Raw genomic sequence first — 1,541 nt, forward strand, 5'->3', positions numbered from 1 at the left:
GCTACGCCAAGGGCCTTTACTTGTGATACCACAGGCAACAGCGGCTTGGATCCTGACGCCACGCTTAAGTAAGTTTTGTACCTTAGTCCGTGGTTTTCGCCACTGACGCCAGTAGCACATACGAACACGACGTCGGATCCAATGGTCTAAATCGACACATCCTTGATAAGCGTTAGCGATGCCAAAGTAATTGATCCAGCCTTGCATGTATTGACGCACTTTAAACAGCTGATAACTCATACTCACGCCCCAATTTCGGTTCGTTAGTCGTCTCATCTTTTGTTTGAAAATGTGTAATGTTTTAGCATGCCACTGGATCTTGCCTCGGTTAAATGTAAACCCAAGAAACTTGCTTTGAGCGACCTTAACCACTTGGCTTTTCTGTTCATTAACAACCAGTTTTAACTTAGTGGCCAGATATTGAGTAATGCTCTTGAGTACCCGTTCGCCAGCGCGTTGAGACTTTACCAATATGATAAAGTCGTCCGCGTAGCGGGCGAATTTGTGCTCTCGGCTTTCCAGCTCTTTATCCAGACTATCCAACATAATGTTAGAGAGTAATGGCGAGAGTGGGCCGCCTTGAGGAACACCTTCAAAGCTTGCTTCAAATTGGTCATTGACCATCACACCTGCTCGTAGGTACTTACCGATAAGCGCTAATAGGCGCTTATCCTGTACTTTATTCCTTAGTTGAGTCATCAAGAGATCATGATTAACTCGGTCAAAGAACTTAGACAGATCAACGTCGACGGCAAATTTGCGTTTCTGTTTGATGATATCTCTTACTTGCAGTACCGCTTGTTTTGCATTTCTGTTCGGCCTAAAGCCAAAGCTGTTAGTCGAGAAGAATGGGTCAAACAGTGGCGTGAGTATTTGAGCAATAGCTTGCTGAATCACACGGTCAATGATGTTAGGGATCCCCAATTTGCGTTTACCGCCATCGGGTTTGTCGATCTCTACGCGCCTGACCGCTGAGGGTTGGTATTCACCTTGCTCTAATTGAGATTTACATTGTTGCCAGCCGCCTTGTTGCATCCAAAGCGGGAAGGCTTCGATGGTCATGCCATCGATGCCAGCCGCGCCTTTATTGGCTTTCACTTGACGCCAAGCTCGATGTAGATTTTCAGGTTCGAGCAGTTGTTGAAATAGATCGCTGCTGAAGGCCGGTTGCATATCAATACGCTGCCGATAGTAATCGTCTGGCGACGTAGTGGGTATCGACAAGTTTGACAAGACTCCTCCTTCTTCTAAATGTTCAGGCCTTCACCATGTCCCAACCATTACGATGGGCGTTGGGCTACTATGCCGTCTGCTGACTTCTGCTTAATCACATGCCAAGTTACCTCGTCATGCGCTATCGGTTTCCATCTGATTCGCTCTTTTCAGTCGATGAAATTGAAAAGCCAAGGCACTTATAAACCAGAGCCTTACTGGTTAATGACCAATCGCGTGTTAAGCAGATCTCCCCAGATAAGAACATGAACTTTCTTTGCACTGCTGCATCATTTACGGTGGCCATTAGATCACGTGGTTTCGTCGTC

The 1,541-nt window shown here is 46.3% G+C and carries 2 protein-coding genes; both read right to left on the reverse strand.

Annotated elements, in window-relative coordinates; translation table 11 throughout:
• On the reverse strand, nucleotides 1-1,233 hold a 1,233-nt coding region (gene ltrA, locus IEY42_RS22060; protein WP_188927311.1), incomplete at its 3' end, for a group II intron reverse transcriptase/maturase.
• A gap of 121 nt (nucleotides 1,234-1,354) precedes the next feature.
• Nucleotides 1,355-1,541 (reverse strand): hypothetical protein (locus tag IEY42_RS22535; RefSeq protein ID WP_229780258.1); only part of this gene is annotated, 187 nt, incomplete at its 5' end.

Source organism: Shewanella algicola (assembly GCF_014648035.1).
In the GTDB taxonomy this organism is placed as follows: Bacteria; Pseudomonadota; Gammaproteobacteria; order Enterobacterales; family Shewanellaceae; genus Shewanella; species Shewanella algicola.